Annotated in this window: 14 protein-coding genes; 7 read left to right on the forward strand and 7 right to left on the reverse strand. The window is 59.4% G+C overall.

Annotated features, from left to right (window positions below; all coding sequences use genetic code 11):
- The first annotated feature begins 3 nt into the window (after positions 1 to 3).
- Positions 4 to 1701 (forward strand): tetratricopeptide repeat protein, encoded by a 1698-nt coding sequence (locus N3J91_01710; protein ID MCX8155162.1) that lies wholly within the window; start codon positions 4 to 6, stop codon positions 1699 to 1701.
- Between the two features lie 17 nt (positions 1702 to 1718).
- Here N3J91_01710 and N3J91_01715 read toward each other — a convergent pair whose 3' ends face one another.
- Together N3J91_01715 and N3J91_01720 are read right to left on the reverse strand one after the other, a co-directional pair.
- A complete protein-coding gene (locus N3J91_01715) occupies positions 1719 to 1916 on the reverse strand; it encodes a hypothetical protein (GenBank protein ID MCX8155163.1) in 198 nt (65 codons plus the stop codon).
- A gap of 161 nt (positions 1917 to 2077) precedes the next feature.
- Positions 2078 to 2791: a prepilin-type N-terminal cleavage/methylation domain-containing protein gene (locus N3J91_01720; GenBank protein ID MCX8155164.1), complete on the reverse strand. Its 714-nt coding sequence runs from the start codon at positions 2789 to 2791 to the stop codon at positions 2078 to 2080.
- Positions 2792 to 2944: 153 nt separating this feature from the next.
- Here N3J91_01720 and rnhC point away from each other — a divergent pair, with 153 nt between their 5' ends.
- Positions 2945 to 3955, forward strand: a complete 1011-nt coding sequence (gene rnhC, locus N3J91_01725) for a ribonuclease HIII (GenBank protein MCX8155165.1) — start codon at positions 2945 to 2947, stop codon at positions 3953 to 3955.
- A 127-nt stretch (positions 3956 to 4082) separates the two neighbouring features.
- Here rnhC and N3J91_01730 read toward each other — a convergent pair whose 3' ends face one another.
- The gene (locus N3J91_01730; GenBank protein MCX8155166.1) at positions 4083 to 5093 is read right to left on the reverse strand and encodes an NAD-dependent epimerase/dehydratase family protein; all 1011 of its coding nucleotides are present in this window, start codon (positions 5091 to 5093) and stop codon (positions 4083 to 4085) included.
- Positions 5094 to 5423: 330 nt separating this feature from the next.
- Here N3J91_01730 and N3J91_01735 point away from each other — a divergent pair, with 330 nt between their 5' ends.
- From N3J91_01735 to N3J91_01750, 4 genes are all read left to right on the forward strand, one after another.
- Positions 5424 to 6155, forward strand: a complete 732-nt coding sequence (locus N3J91_01735) for a DUF1559 domain-containing protein (GenBank protein MCX8155167.1) — start codon at positions 5424 to 5426, stop codon at positions 6153 to 6155.
- A 193-nt stretch (positions 6156 to 6348) separates the two neighbouring features.
- Positions 6349 to 9414 (forward strand): hypothetical protein, encoded by a 3066-nt coding sequence (locus N3J91_01740; protein ID MCX8155168.1) that lies wholly within the window; start codon positions 6349 to 6351, stop codon positions 9412 to 9414.
- A 163-nt stretch (positions 9415 to 9577) separates the two neighbouring features.
- Positions 9578 to 10786 (forward strand): formylglycine-generating enzyme family protein, encoded by a 1209-nt coding sequence (locus N3J91_01745; GenBank protein MCX8155169.1) that lies wholly within the window; start codon positions 9578 to 9580, stop codon positions 10784 to 10786.
- Positions 10787 to 10898: 112 nt separating this feature from the next.
- Complete coding sequence (locus N3J91_01750) at positions 10899 to 14531, forward strand: hypothetical protein (protein ID MCX8155170.1); 3633 nt, start codon at positions 10899 to 10901, stop codon at positions 14529 to 14531.
- Between the two features lie 489 nt (positions 14532 to 15020).
- Here the strand turns inward: N3J91_01750 and N3J91_01755 are convergent, their stop codons facing one another.
- From N3J91_01755 to N3J91_01770, 4 genes are all read right to left on the reverse strand, one after another.
- Positions 15021 to 15752, reverse strand: coding sequence for a DUF1559 domain-containing protein (locus tag N3J91_01755; protein ID MCX8155171.1), 732 nt, complete (start codon positions 15750 to 15752; stop codon positions 15021 to 15023).
- A 78-nt stretch (positions 15753 to 15830) separates the two neighbouring features.
- Positions 15831 to 16649, reverse strand: coding sequence for a DUF1559 domain-containing protein (locus N3J91_01760; protein ID MCX8155172.1), 819 nt, complete (start codon positions 16647 to 16649; stop codon positions 15831 to 15833).
- A 115-nt stretch (positions 16650 to 16764) separates the two neighbouring features.
- Positions 16765 to 17946, reverse strand: coding sequence for a 3-dehydroquinate synthase (locus N3J91_01765; GenBank protein MCX8155173.1), 1182 nt, complete (start codon positions 17944 to 17946; stop codon positions 16765 to 16767).
- Positions 17943 to 18260 carry a DUF971 domain-containing protein gene (locus tag N3J91_01770; protein MCX8155174.1) on the reverse strand — a complete coding sequence of 106 codons (318 nt, stop codon included), beginning with the start codon at positions 18258 to 18260 and terminating at the stop codon, positions 17943 to 17945. Before N3J91_01770 ends, N3J91_01765 begins: the two co-directional genes overlap by 4 nt.
- Positions 18261 to 18716: 456 nt before the next feature.
- On the opposite strand from N3J91_01770, the gene N3J91_01775 reads away from it, so the two are divergent.
- A complete protein-coding gene (locus N3J91_01775) occupies positions 18717 to 21614 on the forward strand; it encodes an autotransporter-associated beta strand repeat-containing protein (GenBank protein MCX8155175.1) in 2898 nt (965 codons plus the stop codon).
- Positions 21615 to 21664: the final 50 nt, after the last annotated feature.

Genomic DNA, 21664 nt, shown 5'->3' on the forward strand with positions numbered 1-21664 from the left:
GGCATGAGCATTTTTTTACCGGATCCAGAGGCTCCGCCCCGGTGGTGGCGGCGGGTGCTGTGGGTGGTGGTGCTCCTGGCGCTGGTGGCGGGGCTGCTGCTGGCGCCCTCCGCCTATGAGCGCTTGAAAGTCCGCCGCGCCCAAGCCATGGCTGAGCTGGCCCGCAGCCATCTCACGCGCAAGGACTTTAACGCAGCGGTGGAAACCGCCCAGTCGGCCCTGCATTTGAACCCCGCCAACCGCGAGGCCCTGCGGGTGCTGGCACTGGTGTTCACCGAATTCAAGCGCGAGGAGGCCTTTAGTTTGTGGGAAACTTTGTGGCGCGGCCAGCCCCCGCCGCAGGAGGAGCGGGACATGCTGGTGGATCTGGCCCTCTTTTTGCGCCGGTGGGATAAAGCCGAACAGTATCTAATTCAAGCCCTGCGCGAGACTCCTGAGCGGCCGGCCACCCTGCGGCAGGCGGCGCATTTTTTTGAGCAACGCGGACAAACCGCGCAATCCATTGCGGCCTGCCGTGCCTATCTGGCGCTGCAACCGGCCGATGAAGAAATCCAGTTGCTGCTGGCCCGCCAGCTTTTGACCCTCACCAACTCGGCGGAGCAGGCACAGGCCAGGGCCATACTTCGACAGCTCACCACCTCCACCAACCAGGGCACGGTCCTGGTGGCGGTGGGCTTCTGGTCCGGCGCACGGGACATGACGCCGGAAGAGGCGCAATATTGTCGGGAACGCCTCCAAACCCTGCCGGCCGGGGTGACCCGTGACTTTTTATTGCAAGACCTCGCCCTGCGCAGTGCGCCGCAGCGCCGGGAGGAGATTATTGCCGAGACAATCAAACAGTTTCAAAAGGGGGGGGAGGATCGCCTGCTGGGGTTGGCCCGCTGGCTCAATGGCCGGGGCGAATACCTGCGGGTGCTGGAGGTGCTGCCCGAATCGGTGGCCTTCAAGAATCAGGACTTCTTCCTGGTTTTTTGCGATGCCATTGCAGGTCTAAGTGACTGGCCGCGGTTGCAGGCCCTTCTGGCCAATGACCAGGTGCCGCTGCCCGGCTGGCTGCGGGAGCTGTACCGTGCGCGGGTGGCCATGGAATTGGGACGGGAAAACCAGGCCGTGGCCCACTGGGATCAGGCGCAGAGCCAGGCCGCCAATCTGCCGGAGGCCCTACTCTACCTGGGCGAATACGCCGAGAAAATCGGCGCTGTGGCCGAGGCTGCCCGCGCCTATCGGCGGCTGGCCACGTTTCCCACTTATACGCGGCGGGCCTATCTGGCGCTCATTCAACTTTATGAAAATCGCGGTGACACCGCCGAATTGCGGCGGTTGATGCAGGACATGGTGAAACTCTATCCGGACGATGAGGCGCCCCGCAACGATCTGGCCTACTTGGAGCTGCTGCTGGAAATTAACATTGAGGGGGCGCGGCAGGTGGCCGAGTCGCTGGTGGCCAAACGACCGGACATGATGGCCTACCGCACCACGCTGGCCTTGGCGCACCTGCGGCGCAAAGACTATGCGGGTTTACGGGCTGCCTACCAGAAAAGCACCCTGGTTTGGGATCAAGCCCTGCCCGGCTGGCAGGCGGTTTACGTGGCCGCCCTCGGGGCGCTGGGCGAAACCAATCTGGCCCGCCAACTGGCGCCCACCGTGCCCTTGGCCCGGCTTAAACCCGAAGAGCGCGAGCTGTTGCGCCCCTGGTTGTAGAGCAAGGCGCGTGGCGGCTAGCGCTCCTCTGTGCCCTGCGTTTCCAGGGTCTTGACCAGGTCTTTTTCCGCCAGCACCCAATCCTGTAGAGTCAGCTCGGCATGTTTTAATTTATCGGCGTACATGCGAAAGGCATGCTGGCGCACCATGTCCTTGGTAATGCCGGGAGTAAAAGGCTCCGGTTGCTTGATCGCTGATTGTGTTGCGTTGCTCATGCTTTCCTTTCCGCCCGGGGTCTGACGCAATATACGCCAGCGGCCGGAGGATGACAAATGCAACGTTGGGAAAAACCGGATTTCGGAAATCAGGATGCCCCGGCCGGGATGCGCGGGGCGAAGGCATTGTTGCCGCTGAAGGCGCGCGGTTGACGCCGGCATTACTGGGGTTTCAAGACGCAGTTGCTGAGGTTGGGATCGCCGGTTTGCTCCATGTGCCGCTTGAGCTGGCGTTCATTGTATTGATGCACACTGCCTTCAGCCAGGCCCACGTTGCCCTTATTTTTATGAATGTCGCTGCCCCACCCGGAGGTGGTGTAGGCGCCGTTGACGCCAAAAATGGTGATTACGCCGCGAATCCCGGCCACGTCGCAGTTGCTGTTGTCACTGCTGCCAATGATGTTGCGATCCAACACCAGATGCATGTTGGGCAGGCGGACGGAGGCCTCCGGCCCGATGCCAAAACTGAGGGCATTGTTTTGCATGCCGGGCTCGGCAAAACCATCCGGGCCGCGCCCGAAATAGTTGGCGGTGGTCCGGTTGTCATCACTGGGGCAGTGCAAGACCTTGGGCGTGACCAGCTCGTTGGAGATGGCGTAGAAATGCAACCACGTGGAGCCAAAGCCGCGCGTGCCGCCGTCGCTGCTGTCCACCCCCCAGGGGAATCGGTCGCCGTTGTCGTCCGCAAACATGGTGAAGGCCAGCACCACCTGTTTGATGTTGCTGACGCAGGCGATGCGTTTGCCCTTGGCCTTGGCATTGGCAAGCGCGGGCAACAACAGACTGGCCAGGATGCTGATAATGGCAATGACCACCAGAAGTTCAATCAACGTGAAGCCAAAACGCCGGCTTCCGGCCGATAAACGCGAGCTCATGCAGTACTAATACGCCTCGGCTGCGGCCTTGGCAAGCCGCCGCCTTCATCTGGCGGCGCCCTTTGCGGACGCCCCCGGCATCCCGGCGGAGGGGTCCGACGCCCAGTTCGGCATTGCAGCCGGGGAGGGTGATCGTTAGGCTGTCCCCGGCACATGGACAAGGCAACGCGCAACAATTCCGAGGCAGAACCGGCCCCTCCTCCCAACACCTACACCCTGCAGCTGACGCCGGCTCAGGCCAACGCTTTGAAGGAATACCTGGCCGCCCGGAATTATGTGCCGCGGCAGGCGCCCTATGCCGACTTTGCCTATGCCACCCCCGAGCTGAGCCTGGCTTATTATCCCCGGCGGGGCCGGCTGGTGGTCCAGGGCAAGGGAGCTCATGACTTTGTGGAGTTCGTGCTGGAACCGGAGATTTTACAAAGCGCCCGGCTGGGCTACGAGGAGGTGCACTCACCGGAGATGAACATGCCCCGGCTGGGGGTGGACGAATCGGGCAAGGGGGATTTCTTTGGCCCCCTGTGCGCGGCGGGCGTGTATGTGAATGCGGAGATTGTCAAAGCCCTCCAGAAAGCCGGGATTCGCGATTCCAAAAGCGTGGGCAGCGACCGGGAGATTGCACGCCTGGCGGGCATCATCCGCCGCACCCCGGGCTGCGTGTACCGCGTGGTGCCGATTGGCAATGAGGCGTACAACCGGATGTACGTCAAAATGAAAAGCGTGAATCGCATCCTGGCGTGGGCGCATGCGCAGGTCATCGAGAATTTGTGCCTCGTCAAGTATCAGATGCAGCCTCCGCCGGCACTGGCCATTGTGGATCAATTTGCCCATACCGAAGACACGGTGGAACGAGCGCTAAAAGCGTTGGGACGCGAAATCGAGGTCAAACAGCGGCATAAGGCTGAGAGCGACGTGGCGGTGGCGGCGGCCTCCATACTGGCGCGGGATGAATTTGTGCAGCGCCTCAAGAAAATGGAGCAACGCTACGGCATGGTTTTTCCCAAGGGCGCCTCCGATAAAGTGGAGGCGGTGGCCCAGGAGTTTGTCCAGCGCCATGGCGCGGAGGAGTTGCGGAAAGTGGCCAAATTGCACTTCCGCACGGCCTATCGCGCTCAGGGGTTGCCTGAGCCGCCCCGGCAGGAATGGAAGGGACGGCGGAGTTAATTTGCCTCTGCTGCTGGCCCAGAGCCTAGGGACAACGAGAGAGAGCAGGGAATCCGGCTGCCTCACATTTTACGCTGAAGGATAAAGATGTGGGGCGTGGGGCGGTCCTGCGCAGGTGCTCCAAGGCTTACTTTGGCGGGGCGTAGCCGTGGGCGCGAAACCACGCAATGGCCTCAGCAAATGCCTCGCGGGGCGGAGTCTGCGGCAGGCCCAATTCCCGAATGGCCTTGGCGGGGTTGAAAAACATCTTATAGCGGGCCATGCGCACCCCGGCCAGCGGAGCGCGGGGGGGGCGGCCGGTCAGGCGCGCCAGGGTCTCGTCCACGCAGGCGGCCAGGAAGGCCACAGCGTAGGGGATTTGCCAGCGGGGAGCAGGCAGACCCGACAGTTCCGCCAGGGTTGCCAGAGTTTGGCGCATGGTCCAGTTGCCTTCGGCATGCCCGAGGATGTAACGCTCGCCCACCCGCCCCTTTTCGGCGGCGAGCAGATGGCCCACCGCCACATCGCGCACATGCACCCAATTCAGGCCGGTATCCAAATAGGCGGGCATCTGGCGGCGGAGAAAGTCCACGATGATTTGGCCCGTGGGAGTGGGCTTGGTGTCGCATGGGCCGATGGGGGCGCTGGGGTTGACGATGATGACCGGCGCGCCCCGGGCGGCCAGTTCGCGCGCCACCTGCTCGGCCTGCCATTTGCTGCGCTTGTAGTGATTGCTCATTTGCGCTTCGGAAACGGGGGTGTTTTCGTCAGTGGGCACCACCGGATGAACCCCCGGTTGGGGCAGGCCGATACAACCCACCGTGCTGGTGTACACGAGACGTTGACAACCGGCAGACCAGGCCGTTTCCAGAATCCGGCGGGTGCCTTCGACGTTGGTGGCGTACATGGGGCGGTAGTCGGGCAGCCAGAGATGATAGCTGGCGGCGACGTGAAAGCACCAGTCACACCCGCGCAGGGCGGCGGCATACGTTTCGGGCTGGGTGACGTCGCCGGTGATGCGCTCGTACTCCAGGCCGGCCAGCGCCCGGGTATCAGCAGAAGGCCGCAGAAGGGCGCGCACCCGATGCCCGCGGGCAATGAGTTCCTGGACCACATGGGCGCCAATAAAACCCGAAGCGCCGGTGATAAAACAGTTCATGGCTGCGGTTGTAACAGGAATGGCGGTGGTGGCCAAGTCTGGGAACGTTGCCGGGGACGTGGTGCCGCGACCGTCGGCGGACGGTGTTGGGGAAACAACCAGACTGGCAGGCGAGGAGCTTCTGAGGAAGCTCGTGGCGGTTGCGCATCTTCTCCAGCTTTGCCCCGGGAGGGGGGCGTGATTTGCCCAGCCTTTGCCCCACTCGGCACTTTTTGGTTTGACACTATTTTTGAATTAATTAGGATAACAAAACTCTAAGCAAAGCTCTGGCCAGTAGCAAAAAAGGCCCGTGAAGGTTCAAATTCAATCGGAACTCCAAGGAGGAAGTGTATGATGATGCGACGACCATTGCCCCTCACGGCGCACGGCTTCACGCGTACCGATTTGGTGGTGGTACTCAGTGTGTGCGCGCTGCTGCTGCTTACCGGCGCCAGTTTGCTGGGCAAAACGCAGGCTGGTGCCCACCGGGCCACTTGCACCAACAACCTGCGGCAACTGGGTGTGGCCATTTTAAAATTTGCGGCTGAACACAACGACATGCCCCCTTGGTTTACGCCGGTTTCTGAGGGGGGCAGTGGCGGAGCAAGTCTGGTGTATGCACACATGTTTTTCCTGTCCAACTATGTGGACAGTCCGCGGTTGGTGGTCTGTCCCAGTGACCCGGAAAAACGGCCGGCGGTGGATTTTTCCGCCAATCCCAATGGCTTGGCGGGCATGAGCAATAGCGCCGCCGGCTATGTCATCATGACCGAGCTGGATATGAGAACCGGCGATAGTCCCTTGATGGCGGACCGTCTCATGGGGGGGGGAAGTGAAATCGGGTCTTGTCCGGGTTCAGGTTTTACGCTTTCAAGCTTTAAGTCCAATTATCCGGTTAAACGGAATCGGATTGTTTCCGGTTATCCGCCCCCTTTTTGGTTGCCTCAACTGCACGCCACAGCCTTGGGCAATGTCTTGTTTGCGGACGGACGCGTGGACTCCTGTGACTCAAAGGGTTTGGTGCGGGCCTATGAGTACAATCCCTTGGATAGTAATAAAAGCGGCTGCACAATGATTCCTTAAAAACCTTAAAGGAGGACCCATGACTTGCCGCATTTTAAGTTGCGCCATCTTTATTGCTTGCAGTTGTACACTTTCTCTGGTGTCAGCCCCCGGGCCGGTCGGTGTGGCTTCCGCCCTCCCACAGTCGTCGCGTTCGGGAGCCGGACCTTCTTTTCATCCCCAGTTCAACGCCACCGGCCGTTACCTGGTGTTTGTGAGCCAGGCAAACAACCTGGTCACCAATGATGATCGTGGCCCCCATTTGGACGTGTTTGTCCGGGACCCGCAGACCCGGCAGACGACGCTGGTGAGTGTCAGCACCAACGGCTGGGGCGGTGCCAATCAGGATGCCAACTACCCGACTCTCTCGGCTGATGGCTGGGCGGTTGTTTTTGCCAGTGCGGCGTCCAATCTGACGCCGGGGGATACCAATGGCTACAGCGACATATTCCTGCGCGATCTGCGTCAAGGCGTGACCCGTCTCATCAGTGTGGCGGAAGACGGGATTCAAGGTGGCAATGGAGATTCCACCCTGCCTTGTTGGTCGGTTGACGGCCGGTGGGTGGTTTTTGCCTCCCGAGCCACCAATTTGGTCACGGCGGACTATGCCGGGTCTCACTACCAGATCTTTGCCCGAGACTTACAGGAGGGGCGGACGGTATTGGTGAGCATCGGCGAAAACGGCGGCCCGCCCGCCAGCGGTCCCTGTGAGGCCCCTGGCATCAGCGCGGATGGCCGGTGGGTGGTGTTTGTGTCGCAGGCCACCAATCTGGTGGCTGGCGCAACCAACGCCCAGGGGGAAATTTACGTGCGCGATGTCACCCTGCAACAAACGCATTGGGTCAGTTCCAATGCCGCCGCCTGCTTTGCCACCTCCACCAATGTTTTTCGTTGCTTCAACCCCGTCATCAGCCGGGATGGGAGCATGGTGGCGTTCAAAGCGGCTCCGACCAATGCCGCCGGGGCGCTGCTGTTTTGCCATGAACTGGCTACGGGGACCACGTGGCTCATTTCCAGCAACACGCCCTTGGAAGCCTGGCCGGAATTAAGCAGCGACGGCCGGTGGCTGGCCTATGTGGACAGCCAGATCAGGGCTCCCTACGATGCCACCTCCACACACTTGAAGATATGGGATAGGTCGTTGCAAAGCTCGCGGTACGTCGAAATCAGCCATTCCGGCCAGACCAATTATCTGGCGGTGTATTCTCCGGTATTTTCCGCTGACCAACAGTTTGCCGCTTTTCTGGTTGCGCCCCGGCCGCCCACGGTCGGCCTGAATCCCAATGATCTTCGGGTTTGCCAAATCTATATTGCGAATTTATCCCAGTTGGAAAGCCGGCTTCTTACTGTGGGCCGTAACGGACAGCCGTCCCCGGGTTTGTCTGCCGACAATGCGCCGGTGATTTCCCCGGATGGCCAATGGGTGGCCTTTGACAGTGTGAGTGATGCGCTGGTGGCGGGCGATGCCAACGGTGCCTCGGATGTGTTCCTGTGCGATGCGCTGACCGGCCGCCTCGAGTTGGTGAGCCTGCGGCACGAGGACAAACCTCAGCTCACCGCCACCGCCCAGTGTTACATCGAACCGCAAGGAATCTCCGCCAATGGCCGATATGTCATGTTTTCCTCCTTTGCCAGCTCCCTTTCGCCGCAACACACCAATTTCCATCGGGCAGTTTACCTGATGGATTTGCATACTGGAACCAACAACTTGGTCATACCACCTTGGAATGCGGCTACAAACAACAACCCATACCCCCTGCGCCTGCCAGTCATCAGTCCTGATGGGCGTCGCATTGCCATGCTGGGCCGTGTGGCAATAGACGGTGGTTCCGTATCCGCTGGTGCTGGCGCACCAGACGGCTGGTTGTATGATGCCAAATTTGACACTTACAAACAACTTAATGTCAATCCCACCGGGGGTGTGGTAAGCGCTTGTTTTCCGCTTGGTGATTATGTTTTCGAGGCTGACCAAGGGGTAAATATGTGGTGGCGGATGGCTTTTAGTCCCGATGGGAACACGCTGGCCTTTACGGCCAAAAATCTTGAGTTGGTGGGCCAGAGTGGCACGCAGTATTACGATATTTATTTATTCGACCTCTTCGCCCAAACCGCACGACTCTTGACGCAGCCAGGGGTTGGCAGCCTTCCCGGCGGCGGCAACAATCACTCCATGAGGCCTCAATTCTCGCCTGATGGCCGCTGGTTGGTCTTTAGCACGCGGGCGACTGATTTAATGCTAACCAACGATATCGCCGCGCCCACTTACAAGCTGTACGCATGGGATTTCCATCTGGCGCAGTACCGCCGCATCAACAGCTTTGGCACCAACATCTTCATCGGACCAGATTCCCGATTCGTGGTCTATAACAGCCTGCCAGCCAGCCAGCCCAGCTCCGTCTATTTGCATAATCTGTATGAAACACCTATTTACAGCTACCTGATTTTCGCCGGCGGCCAAAAGCCTGTGCTCAGCTCTAATGCGGAGGTTATTGCTTTCCAAACGCAACCCACCAACGGCCTGACCCACATATTTGCCACCAATCGCGTCAGTCGTACCCTGCAGCTCGTCTCGGTCGCCCCGGACGGCGTTACGCCCGGCAACGGGCCTTCCGGGCCGCCGCAAATCACCCCCAACGGGCGTTATGTTCTCTTTGACAGCAAAGCCAACAACCTGGTTTCCCATGATTTCAATCAATACTCGGACGTTTTTCTGCGGGACCTCCAGCTGGGTGTCACCTATCTCCTGAGCGCCAATCCCAGGACCGGCCGCGCCGGCAATGGCCCCTCCACTCAGCCGTTGCTCAGCGCTGACGGCGGCACAATTGTATTTGCCAGTCATGCCAGCGATTTGGTGCAGGGGGATTATAATGCAATGCAGGACATTTTTGTGGTCCGGCTGGCCGGGGGGGACACTGATGGTGACGGATTGGATGACGCGTGGGAGCTGGCCTATCTAAACACGCTGATGTTTAACGGCAATGATGATTGCGATGGCGACACGCTGACCAACGCGCAGGAGCAGCGGGCGGGCACGGACCCAACCAACCGCGGCTCGGTGTTGCGGGCGTTGGTCATGGGGATGCCGGGGGGCGGGAGCACGACGCTGCTGTGGCCGGCGGCGGCAGGGCGAACGTACAAGGTGCAGTACAAGGCCTCCCTGAACGACCCTGCATGGACGGATTTGGAGGTGGCGATTGAGATTACGGGCAACACGGCGCGGGCGGTGGATACGGGCGCTGGGCTGTCGGCTCAGCGATTTTACCGGATCGTGATTCCTTGAGAGTGCAAGCTTCTGAAGCTGTTGCCACGCCCTCGTTGGTTGCCTGGGGTTGGGCCCTGGGGGTGACCTGACCAAGCAGGTGGGCCGGCGCGGCATACCCGCACTGGCCAGAAGGTAAAAAAAAGGCCTTGTCTTAAACTGGCGAGTACTATTTAATATTCTTATGAAAGTCGTGGCCAGCCATCGTCGTCCCATTCTTCTTTTCACCCTTGCTCTGTATGTTTTTACAAACATCCTGCACTCCGCCGCACCGGTGGTTTCCAATGTGCGGGCGTCGCAGCGGCCGGGCAGCAAGCTCGTGGACATCTTCTATGACCTGAGCGATCCCGACAGCAGCGCCATCACCATTTTCATTCAAATTTCCGCCGATGGCGGCGCGACGTGGACCGTGCCGGCGCGCTCGTTTTCCGGGGCACAGGGCGGTGGGGTGACGCCTGGCGTGAACAAATATGTGGTCTGGAACGCGGGAGCGGATTGGGACGGTCAATTTACCACCAACTGCCGGGTCAAGATTTCCGCCAACGACGCCGATCCCCAAGGCTTTGCGCTCATTCCCGCCGGCTCCTTCACCATGGGCGATCCCTTTGCGGAGGGCTACACAGATGAACGCCCCCTCCATTCCGTTTACGTCAGCGCGTTTTACATCGAGAAGGCCGAAGTCAGCAAATCGCTTTGGGACAGTGTTTATCAGTGGGCGGTGACGCGGGGATACACCTTTGATAATGCCGGTGGGGGCAAAGCCGCCGACCATCCGGTGCATGGCGTGAATTGGTTTGATGCGGTGAAATGGTGCAATGCTCGTTCGCAAGTCGATGGGCTTACTCCGGTGTACTATACAGACGCCACCCTCACCAATGTTTATAAGACCGGCCAGCGCGTGCTTTATGTCAAATGGAATGCGAACGGCTACCGGCTGCCAACCGAGGCGGAATGGGAAAAAGCCGCGCGGGGCGGGTTGAACGGCAGTCGGTTTCCCTGGGGAGACATCATTACGCACAACCTGGCAAATTATTTTAGCCAGTACGTTTTTACCTACGATGCCAGCCCCACAAGAGACTACCACCCAACCTACAATACCGGAAGCTTTCCCTACACCAGCCCGGTGGCCTCGTTCCCGCCCAACGGGTATGGCTTGTACGATATGGCGGGTAACGTCGCGGAATGGTGCTGGGACTGGTATGACAGCGGTTGGTATTCCAATTCCGGCGCCACCCAGGCCGACCCCAAAGGCCCAACGACGACGGGCTATCGTGTGCATCGGGGCGGCTCTTGGTACTCTGCTGCCAACATCGCTCGGTGCGCGTTTCGCGGCAGCGTCGCGCCAAGTTTTGTCGCTACCGACCTCGGTTTCCGGTGCGTGAAAGGGTTCTGATTCCAACTTTTCCGTCCTCGGACAGCGAACAGGCTTAATCTGGTTAATTATACAAAAAATGGTAGCGCCCTCAAAAAACGCAAGCCCACCCAAGGTGCGATTTCTTCAGGTTTTGGCCTTGCTGCTTTGGATGCTCGCCACCTTCACCGCCCATGCCGGCGAAGGCCTCGCGCATTCGACGAACTTTACTTTGGACACCCGGCCTTACTTGGGGCCGTTTTTTAACCAGCCGTCAGCCACTTCTGGATTGTTCACGGTGGACACACGGAGTCTCGGCGGCGGCATGGATGGGCCGGTGGTTATTTACCCGACGTTGGCGTTCAATGAGGAAACGCGAACCCTGTCCCTTGCGGCGCGCATCCACGATCCCCTGTATGGCAGGATTACGGCGGGCGATTTTGTGTTTGGGGTGGTCTCGCCGGTGGGCGTGGTCGTTCTGGTGGGTTCCGGAACTTATGAAGCCGTATCGGGCCAATGGCTCGCCAGCGCCACGCTGCCGGCAGGATTGTGGCCTGGCCAGTATGCGGTGGATTGTTTGATCCACACCGACCGCCAACGCCGGGGCACGGCCTCCGCCCCGCTGACCGTGGCAGCGTCCACGGCAACCCTCAACGGCACGGTACGGCATCGGAACACGCCCACCCCTATTGCAGGAGCGCAAGTTGCCTTATTTGAGGCAGGCGGCGTTAACGGGTTTTGGACTTTGGTGCATGGCGAATACGGGGGGCATATTCCGCCACTTGCCACCCTCTTGTCACGATTGACCCCGGTACGCCCGGTGGTCAAGACAGGCGCGGATGGGGTTTACGCGTGGAATGATGTGCCGGTAGGGAGCGCATACGTTATTGTGGTCTCAGCCAACCAATACCAGCAGCAATACGCCAACGTTGCCTACATCAGCCGCGCAGGCGCGGCGATCACCCGCCACATCCGGTTGTGGTCAACGGCGGCCACTTTGGCCGCTTTATCCGGAGAAGTAACAGAGTTGCAGGAGGCCGCGGAAGCGGTGCTGAATTATAACGCGGGCCGCATGGCAGCCCTCTGCAAAGCCGTGCAGGACGACAATTTGCTCACGGAGCCGGAGGCACTAGACGATGCCACGGATTGGGCCGGTTACATCAGCACGCTAAATCCGGGGCGCGAGGTTGTGAATCTGGGACGGACCCTTGGCGGCGTCTCCATGAAAACGGCGGTGAAAGTCGTGCTGGCGTCCGCGCTGGAGCGTTACGCGGAGGGCATGATGATGGATGCGGTTCGTAGCCTCCATGAGAAGCTGAGCCTTGATTTGACCAACAAAACCTTTCCCGTGACCAAGGGGGATTTTATCGCCTCGGCTTATCATGTCGGGCACCAGAATCTCCTCAACGCCAAAGCGAGCAATTTCCTGACGGCTGCGGCAACCACTTTGCCCAGGGCGGATTTTGATTTTGGCCAGGCCCGGAGGCTGCTGCGTGAGCAGACGGCCAGCCTCCAGGAGGTTCCCCGTGGCAAAGCGGTTTTTATCGCCTATCCCCGGGCGTCAGATGGTATCGGAGTCTTCAAGCTGGAAACCATGGTCAACCAATATCACCGGCTGGCGGCCATCGAACATACTGCGGCGGCGGGCGAAGCAGTGCTCGGAGCAGTGCAAGCGGTTGGATCGGCGGTGGTGTTGGGTTGCCTGGTGAGCAAGGTAGCCGCCCCGCTGGCCGGCATCAGCGCCACGGTCGCCAAAGGCGCCGGTTATGCCGAATACGCGGTATCCTCGGCGCGCATCGGGCTCAAGCGGCAGATGGCGTTGGTGTTTATCAGCTCTTTTGGCGCGTACTATGAGGACAACAATGCGGCGGTCACAAGTTTTGGCAGCGCCAGTCAATTTTTGCTGAATGAGGCCGCCGCGCCGGTGTATTTGAAGGCCGCAAGCACCTTCTCTGCAGATACCACGGTTGATTTAAAACTATCGAGCGCCTTCGGCGATGAGTACCTGTTCTCCTGGGGCCTGCCCAACCTGGATGTGGCCCGGGGCACCGCGCGCGTTACCGTGCGCAACACCGGCAACACGCCTGCTGATTACCGGGTGGTGGGCTATACCATCTGGTCGCCGATGACGATCAAAAAGTTGGTGGGTTTGGATCAGGCGACCCTCCTGACATATAGCTCATGGGCCGGGACCAATCAGGTGCCCGCTGGAACCAGTGTTGAGCTTCCCCTTGATTTTCAAGGATACAGCCGCAATTTCCTGAGTCAGTTGCGTCCGCATTATCTGACGGTGGACATTTACAGCGGCCCGTGGCGGGCGGGCACCCAATGGAAGCCGTTTTATGTCTTTGGGCTGGGAGAGGTGTTGCGCCCCAAGACATGGAGTGCCTCCGCCCTACAGCCGCCCCAAGGCGAAGTGGTTGCCCCGGCGGCGTCCCGCCACGGGCAGTTGCGGATGAGGGAGGTGCGTGCCAAGGTCAGAAACGCGGCGCCGTTGATGCTGGAAACCTTGTCTGCGCAAAACAACGCCCGAAGCGTGGAATTTGCCGCCGGAACCAATCTCTTCGCGCTGGATCTGCAACTGTTTGCTCCTCCCGAAGCCGAGGTTTCTTTGCTGGTTACCGATAGCCAGGGGCGGCGGCTGGGTTTTTCTTCCACCCATGGTCTGACTCACAACGAAATCGCTGGCCACTTAACGGACACCTCCCGCCGGCCCGTTTCATTGCGTTTGCAGGAACCGCCCCCTGGAGAAAACTACCTGGTCACCGTGGCGTGGCTGAATCCGGGCCCAAGGCCGGTGACAGTTGGATTGTTTCAGGAGCCGGTTGAGTACACGGATGCCTTGCTGGTCGTCAATCCAGCGCGGATTGTGGTGGACTGCGCCGGGATGGCGCAACCCACGGTGGATTTGATGGTGGCCGAAGGTTCGCAGCAGCATCCATTGACCAGCGTCACCGCCACCCTCACAAATCTGGTGCGTGTTGGAGGTGCCGAGCAACTGACGTTGCTGACCAATGCGGTTCAAACCGTGGCAGATCTCGGCGCGGGCGAAACCGCGATGGTATCGTGGCCCATTCATTTGCCCCCCCATGCCGGGCGCGGCAAGTACACCAGCATGGTGAAGCTGACAAGCGCACAAACGGCCGATTTGTCGCTGCCGGTGATTGCCTTGGTCCGCAAGGCATCCAACATCGTCAGCCTTCTGGGTGGAACCCAAGTCAACGAGGGAACTCAGCAGAGCATCATCATGCTCAACACCCATGGGCAGGGATTCACCTGGCTGCACGTGCCGAAAGGTTATTACGTCCTTCACGCGCAACTGGGCGTGGCCCCCGGCTCGACCAATCTCCTTCATCCAGCCATTGATATCGGCGCAGACGGCCAGACGGAGTGGAGTTTCACAGGTCTCTTTGACGCCGGGGTGGTGGTGGACAATCTTGAAGCTGCGATCAATCAATACCTGGTGGCGCATCCTTCTTCTTCGAATTCAACCATGGTTCCCATCCATGTCACGGGCAACCCTGGCGCTGCCGTACAACTGGCGGGCCTGCAAGTTTACCTGGAAACCCTGCCGGCCGAATGGCGCAGCATCGCCGTACAGCCGGACGGCCAGGCGCGTCTGGAACTGGCCGTGCAGCCCGGCTGGCAATACCGTGTGGAAGCTTCAACAAACCTGATAAGCTGGCAGTTGTTGGAAACCTTTACCGCCACCAATTCCGTGATGCCATTCACCGATGTGAACGCCGCCGGGGCGCGCGTCAAATTCTATCGCGCAATCGCACATTGAGGCGGCCTGCTTTAAACCTGCGCCCGATTTTCCTTAGTTCCGCCAGCGGCACCAAAAAACGGCGGGAACAGGTTCGATTGCCACCAACTGGCTGGCCTTATTGGTAGCGCACTATATGCGGAGTGGCCCTCAGAGGGGGCTTTGTTCCTATTTCGCCACCAAAAACTATCAGCGCCCCCGCACGTAACCCATCACGTTTCCATTCCCATTATAAGCCGGAAATTACACCGCCGAATTCGGCCTATTATGAATCACCGGCGCCACCAAATTGCTAATGCTGAAATCATCGTTCAGAGGAGATGAATTCTGCAGGATGGTTATTGCCTCTTGTTTGGCTTCAAATGGGCCGAGGGTTTTACGCGCTTGCATTTTCTCCGGCGGACCCGAAACCGCTATCCCCCAAAACCATCTCTTCCATAAAGCCTCCTTGCCCGTTGGGCCCGGCGGGACGCCGAAGCTGGCACGCAAGACGCATGCGCTCACACCCGGTCAGGGCAGGGAGACGTTCACGGCATTGGTGCGCCATTCGGGCATGACGGCCCACAGGTTCAGCGGGGAGAGGGCTTTGCCATATCGGATAAAGCGAGAGCTGCCATCGCACATGGCATAGACGGAGCCGGTGCCGCCCCTGGTGGCACCGGGTTTGCCGTGGCGGCCTTGTTCGATTTCGTCCAGGTCGTTGCCAGCGCGTTGGGTGAAATCCATGTAAACATGGGTGGACTGAGTTTCTTTTTCCCCCAGAAGAATGGTGTCGGAGGGGTCCCTGACCACGCCTTCGGGCATGCCGGGATTCCAGGAGCGGCGCATGTAAGCCTGGAAATCGGCGGCGTTGGTGAACACGGTCAGGAAATAATCATTCCAGCCGTTCATCACGTAACTGCGCGGCTCCAGGTCAATGGGAAACTTGGGATCGGCATTCCAGGTGCGCGGTTGGGGATCATCGGAGGGGCAATGCAGCAATTTGGGGTTTTGGTAATATGGGTGCAGGCCGGTCATCCAGCAGGGGTTGAGGGTGCGGGGATAAAACCGCTGCTCATTATCGTCGGAATATAGTTGATGAGCCAGGGCCAGTTGTTTGTTGTTATTTATGCAAAACGTGCGGCGCGCGGCCTCTTTGGCACTGGCGAGGGCGGGCAGGAGCATGGCCGCCAGCAGGGCAATGATCGCAATGACCACCAGCAGCTCAATCAGTGTGAAGGCTTGGTTATGTCGCCGTTTCATGGGTGCCAACAGGATTGTCCGTGATGGTTGGACGCGCAAAAGCCATTGTCTCATCAATCGGTTGCCGTCCAGGGACGTTTAACGCACAGTGACATCCACGGCGTTGGTGCGCCACAGCTCGGTGACGCCCCACATGTTGATGGGGCTGACGGCCTTGCCAAATTTAATGAAGCGGGCGCTGCCGTCAGCGAAGCCGTGATTCGAGCCGGCGCCGGCCTTGGTGGCGCCGGGTTTGCCGTGCCGGCCATGCTCGACTTCTTCCATGTCATTGCCGACGCCCTGGGAAAAGTCCATGTACACGTGGGGCGAGCGGGTCTCCTTTTCGCCAAAGATGATGGTGGTGGAGGGGTCTTTGAGGGCGGTGGCGGGCATGCCCACCCATTTGCCGGGGAACATATAGGCCTGCCAGTCTGCGGCATTGGTAAACACGTTCATGAAATAGTCGTTGTAGGCGTTCATCAGGTAGCTTCGCGGGGCGGCATCCACGGGGTACAACGTGCCCCCGCCAAAACCGGACCAGCGGGCCGGTTCCGGATCGTCGCTGGGGCAATGCAAGATCTTGGCCTGGTTGTAATAGGGGAGCAGGCCGGTCATCCAACAGGGGTTGATGGTGCGGGGATAAAAGCGGTCGTCGTTCTCGTCCACATACAACTGGTGGGCCAGGACCAGTTGTTTGAGGTTGTTGTTGCAGAAGGTGCGTTTGGCGGCTTCCTTGGCGCTGGCCAGGGTGGGCAGCAGCATGGCTGCCAGCAGCGCGATGATGGCGATGACCACCAGCAGCTCAATCAAAGTGAAGGCGCGGGGAAGGTGTCCGGCAGGAAAACCCCAAACTCGTCGCTTTCCCGGAGGATCAGCTTCCAGCCGGGATACCACGGCGTGGCCGTTCTGTTGCGGCATCAAAATCATAGACGCTCTGCAGCGCGGGTTGGTTGCAACGAAATCTGCCCACTGCTCTATAATACCCCTGTTTAGAATCATTGACCAGCAAAAGGGCATTGCCGGATGGCCCCGGTTATGATTCTGCAGGGGATAGGTTCTTCAATTCTGCGATGGCCCGTTGCACCCAATCGGCCTCCAGGTTGTCGGTTTCAAAGCTGTGGCCGATCTCCCGCAGCAGGGTGAGGCGCAATTCACCGCCCAAGTGCTCGCGAAACTCCTGCAAACCTTCCCAAAGCGCCCACTGACCAGTGGAGGTGTGCTGCTCCATGAGCTGCGAATAGAGGGCAAATCCCAACTGGCCGAGCAGATTCAAGATGCGTCCGGCGGAGGTGGCGTCCAACCACCCGGCATGCCGGGCGCAGAGCACATCCACCGCCATGCCCATGGCCACAGCCTCGCCGTGTCGCAGTGTCCAGCCGGAGAGCGCCTCCAATTTATGCGCCGCCCAATGCCCGAAATCGAGGGGGCGGGCGGAGCCAAATTCAAAGGGGTCACCCCCCCGGGCGATGTGGATGACGTGCAATTCCGCGCAGCGATGGATGGTGCGTTGCACAGCCTCGGGCGCGAAGGCCAGCAGCGCCGGGGCATCGTGTTCCAATTGGGCAAAAAAAGAGGCATCTTTCAGGCAGGCTACTTTAACTGCCTCCACCCAGCCGGCGCGGCGGTCGCGTTCGGCCAGGGTGGCAAGGAGGGCGAAATCATTGATCACGGCAAAAGGCGGGGCAAACGTGCCGATAAAGTTCTTTTTCCCGAAGGCGTTGATGCCGTTTTTCACCCCAACACCAGAATCGGCCTGGGCCAGCACGGTGCTGGGCAGCCGGATGAGGCGAATCCCCCGATGTGCCAAGGCGGCCGCCAGCCCCACCAGGTCCAGTAACGCCCCGCCACCGGCTACCATCACAAAGTTTTGCCGGTCCAAGTGATGTTTTTCGAATGCCTGAAGCAGTTTTTGGAGATAAGCAGGGTCATTCTTGACTTCCTCTCCCCCGGGATGCACCCAAGGCGGACTGACCAGTTGCATACGGTCCTGATGACGCGCAAACCAGGCCGGAATGGCGGCCAGCCAGTCTGGCTGTGCTTGGGCCAATCCGGCGTCCACCACCATGAAAACCCGGGGGCGCCGGGTGCCTGCCGAATGTAACACATTAGCCAACAGTGGGTTATGAAGATGAAATAGATGATGGGTAAAGAACACCCGGTGCTGCCAGGTCACCGTAACGGGCTGTTCAATGGGGGGCAGGGGGGCCAGGTTCATGCTTGCTCCTGGCTTTGGACTGTGGCCAGGCGGCGGAGGTAGTCGAAGGAATAAATCCCGGCCTGGTGGCCGTCGGCCCAGAGAAGGTTCACCGCGTAATTGCCCACCGGCAACAGTCGGGTCAATTGGCAGGCCGCAGGGGTGAGCGGTTTGTCCGGGGCTTTATAGACCTTGCCCATGATGTCCATCTCCCCTTTGCAGCCGGCGCACGGGCAATGCCGGCGGAGGAATTCCAAGCCCAAGAAATCCTCCCTGCCATCGTCCCATTTGATGGCGAGTTCCTGCCCGATGACCTGCAAATCCAGCGGTCGCATGGGGATACGATAACCTTGAGGTTGGGGAGTAATCAAGGTGATGAGCAGGGGGAATGAGGCCGGTTTGGCCCGGCTGGGATTCCATGGCCGGAAAGTAATACAAAAGCAGGGAGCCGCGGCTTAAAGAAAGTCGTTGTCAAACCTTTGGTTATGTGCCATTTTATCAAAGCTGAGAATGGCACTGCCTTTGCTGTTCTCTGTCGGTGATTGATGTGTAGTTATCGCAAGTTATTGTCCAACAAGCTATTTGGGTGGATGGTGGTGGCATGGATGGCCATGCCGGGATTGCTTTTTGGGCAAACAACTTATACATGGACGGGCAGCACCTCAACAAATTGGGGGATTACAAATAATTGGAGCCCTGCAAGTGTCCCGAATGCTGCTACGCATTTCGTGGTTTTTAACGCCGCTGGCACCACCCGCTGGGTGGTTGATTTGGGCAATAATGATCGTAGCGTGTTAGGATTGAGCTTTCTCAATGCAGCGGGAAGTGAGTCGTTTAATATCAACAGCGCCAGCGGCAACCGTTTGAACATCTATTCTGCTGGCATAACCAACCTGGACACGGATATTCAGTTCATCAATGCCCAAGTTCGCCTGGCGGCCAATCAAACGTGGTATTCCGAAACGGGAGGGGGGTTGACTCTTAGCAATGTATTGGACTTGCAGAACTTTAGACTCACACTTACCGGCGGAGGGACCTTGAGCTTTAATGGGATCGTACAGGACAACGGAGGGATTACCAACAATGCTAGTGGTCTGACCATTTTTAATGCAGCGAATTCGTTTAGCGGGGGATTGACCATCAACAGTGGCACGGTGCGGTTTGGGAACAATGCGGGAGCAGGCTCCGGCACATTAAGGCTGAACGGGGGCTCCATTCAAGCAGGAGGCGGGGCAAGGACTTTGGCAAACGAGGTTTCGGTGGGGGGTAATTTTGGCGTGGGCGGTACGAATGATTTAACCCTTTCCGGCTCAATGTCCCTGGTTTCCACCGCTCGAGTGGTGACGGTGACCAATGCAGGTTTAACCACCTTCTCCGGTTTGGTCTCGGGAAACGGCCTGGTGAAGTCCGGGTCGGGCACGTTGTTATTGAGCAACAACGGCAACACGTTCGATGGTCTGCGCGTCCAAGCGGGGACGCTCAGCTTGCGGCCGGGGGGTAATCTCAGTTTGCCGAACAGTGGCAGCAGCGTGGCCGGAAGCGGGGACGTGATTATTGACGGGGGCACGCTGTTATTGAATCCCGTTGGGGATGTCATCACCATGAATCGCGAGATTACTTGGACGACCAACGGGGGTATCTTGGACATTGCACGGCCGGCGCGAGGGGTGAATGCGTGGGGAGGTTTTAATGTGAACGCCGCCTCCAACACTCCGGCCATTATTCGTTACAATACTCTGGCCAACACCGTCGGCAACCAGGCGTGGGATGCAGGGCAGGATTTTCTCATTCCCAATGGCAGTCTTTATGGGACGGGCACTGTGGTGTTCGCCCTGGATAATGGAGCGACTTTTCAACTGCGCGACACGAATTTCCTGGGTACGCTCATCATTCGCGGCCCGGCCAATGGCAATTCCAGCGGCAACAGTCTTGCCACCAATCTGGCCCGGCTTTCCTTGAGCGGCGCCGTCTCACCTTCAGATTTTACCAATTTCTTCTTTTATGGTGGATTGATTTTGGAGGGGGCGGTGCAAGTCACCGAGTATTACGATCAACGGCGCATCTCCTCTGATATTTTGATTCGGACCAATGCGCGCGTCAATTTCCAGGGCCGGAGCACCACAAGTGCTGTGCAGGAGGACTACCTGATTCTGGGGGGAAGCGTGCTTAATGCCAACACCTTGACGATCCAGAGCAACGCCGTTGCCACCATTGACATTCGTTTTCGCAGTGACGAGTCGATCAACACGTCGGGCGTGATTCTGGATGCCCGCACGGTGATTGAAGCCGGGGGCACGCTCATGTTCGCTCATTCACGTCAAAACGATGGTTTGTCGGGTATGACCGGCGAGCATCTGGTGCGCGGAAATATTGAGGGACGCGGACGCGGCACGGGGGCGTGTTGCGGCACGGAGGGAGAGTCCATTGTGGATTTGCGGATTGGCCTTGGCAGTCCCAGCCCGAATCTATTGATTGGCGGCTTCACCAACGGCGTGATTTTTGCGCCTTCGGTGGCGCTGGTGGTCAACAGCCCTGATCCCAATTGCTGCAACGGCCTGCGCATCCAGGGGCCGGGGGCTTTCGTGACCAACCTGGTGACCCCCGCCCGCCTGCAAAACTTGCAGGGTACCAACGGGACGCTCACGATTGCCTTCAGTGACAGCGCGGCGCAGACCTTTGCGCCGGGGCCGTCCGCCCCCAGCCCCATCAAGTTGGGCTTTGATCGGACGACCAACACCGTGAACCCGGTCTATACCATTGGCCAGACGGCCAATGACATGGCCAACTTCAGCGGCCTGGTGATCAAGGGCGGCACGGTGCAACTGGGCGCTGATCAGTCTTTCGTGGGCACCGCCGCCATTCGCACGACTCTGGATGTCTGTGGAGGCACGCTGGTGTTGGGCAGCGGCACGACCCCGCGCACCTTGACGATTGAAGGCAACGCCTTGTTGCAGGGAGGCACCCTGAACGGCGGCAGCGGCACGACCAAAGGCACGCTGGTGGTGGGCGGGGATTTGATTTCCAACGGCAGCACGCTGGTCAATACCCCCAACATCACCATGAACCCCGCGGTCAGCGAGACCACGTATGTTTCGGGCACGACTCCCTTGAGCGGCATGGGGGCTTTTGTGAAGAACGGGCCGGGGACAACCGTGCTGGTGAATGAAATCAATCCTACGCGGGTGGTCATCAACAACGGCACGTTGCTCCTGGGCGCGAATGAGCGGATTGGGAATTCGGTCCCGATGACCCTCGCGGGCGGCACCTTTGCCACCGGGGGGTACAACGAGACGCTGGGCAAGCTGACGCTGGATGCCAACTCGACGATTGATTTGGGGGCAGGCAACAGCATTTTGACCTTCGCCAACAGCACCTCCGAGGCGTGGAACGCTTCAGCCATTTTGAGCATTGTCAACTGGACCGGCAACCTCGCTGGTGGCGGCATCGATCGAGTTATTTTTGGCCCTGGTGGTTTGACTGCTGGGCAGCTCTCTCAGGTGCGGTTTGTCAATCCCTTTGGTCTGACGCCTGGCATCTACAACGCCATCATGCTGAGCAGTGGCGAAATTGTGCCGGTGCCAGAGCCGGCCACCGTGGTGGCCGTGGTGTTGCTGGCCGGTTTGATCGGCTGGCGGGAGCGTGCCCGGTGGCTGGTATGGTGGCGCCGGGCGCTGGCCGGCTTGCGGTGATGCTATTCGACGGGGGCTGTTTCACGCCCGTGAGCCGTTGCAGATGCGCC

The sequence above is a fragment of the Verrucomicrobiia bacterium genome (assembly GCA_026414565.1).
GTDB lineage: Bacteria > Verrucomicrobiota > Verrucomicrobiia > Limisphaerales > Fontisphaeraceae > Fontisphaera.